This window comes from Synechococcus sp. CCY 0621 (assembly GCF_019038465.1).
Lineage (GTDB): Bacteria > Cyanobacteriota > Cyanobacteriia > PCC-6307 > Cyanobiaceae > Cyanobium.
Window position 1 is genome coordinate 1 of the sequence record NZ_JAFKRH010000077.1, and the last position, 1,182, is coordinate 1,182.

Below are 1,182 nucleotides of genomic sequence, written 5' to 3' on the forward strand. Positions count from 1 at the left end.
GTGCTGGCGGTGGCGGCGTATGGGCTGGTGGAGCAGCCGGTGCGCCGTTATCCGCTGAAGTGGTGGTGGGAGACGCTGCTGGCGGTGCTGGCGGTGGGGGGCCTGTGGCTGGGCATCGATGCCCTGCACCACACCTTCAAGGGCTATTTCTTTGTTGGTGCAGATAAGAATCCGGTGCCTGTCCATGAATGGGTGGAGTATCTCAACCCCACGATTCCAGGCACTCTGATTGACGAGAAGTGCGTGATTGATTACTGGAAGCCCTACAATCTCCAGACGCGAACCGATCCTGACCGTTGTAGCAAGCCTGGACGACCAGGAGCAAATGAAATCTTTCTTCTGGGCGATTCCCATGCCCAGCACTTGCTGCCGATGCTGGATGCGGTGACTGCTCGCACTGGGCAACGCATCACCTTCGCCCACAAGCGCTCTTGCTTCATTGATCCCCGTGTGACGCTCCAGCTTGATGGCCGGCCCTACACCCCCTGCACAGACTTTGCATCGGGGGAGATGGAGAGGGCCCTGCAGCGCCTCAGGTCTGGCGATATCGTGATGATCTCCAGCAACCTCAACAATTACCTGAGCAGTAACGATTTTGGGGGTACAAGTTATGGTCAGCCTGCCTATCTTGGCGATCAACGTCTCAGGGTGGCCGAGGTGCGTCAGGCCCATGTGCTGAGTATGCGGGCCTTCGCTCAGCGCCTCGCGGCCAAAGGCATTCAGCTGGTGTTGTTTGTGGACAATCCCCCTCTGGCCCGCGACATGGTGACGTGCCCGAAGAATTCCAACATCAGCTGCTCCCCGGATCCTGCTGTGATTGCGACGCGACAGCAGGCAGTTCGACTAACCCTTCAGGCGGCTGCCTACGGTCTTCCCAACGTTCACGTGTTTGATCCAACGCCCCACCTCCTGGATGTTGACGGTCGTGTCCGCTATCGCAATGTCCTCGGACATGTTCTTTACCCCGATTCCCACCACCTGAGCGTGACGGGAAGTCGCTCACTGGCAGCGCCGTTCGAGCGGTTCCTGACCCAGGCGGGCCTGATTCCGGAGCCCCGCTGATGGCTGTGGCCCCCACCGCCACGACCGGAACCGCCCCAGCGGCGAGCGGCAAAGCGCCTGGAGCGGGCGGAAAGGGGGGAGGTTTTACCTACCGGCCGGACATCGATGCACTGCGCGGGG

At 60.8% G+C, this 1,182-nt stretch carries 1 protein-coding gene; it reads left to right on the plus strand.

The genetic code is table 11. The features are described from left to right. Positions 1-1,062 (plus strand): SGNH hydrolase domain-containing protein (locus KUG43_RS16680; protein ID WP_286194936.1); only part of this gene is annotated, 1,062 nt, incomplete at its 5' end. Positions 1,063-1,182 lie beyond the last annotated feature (120 nt).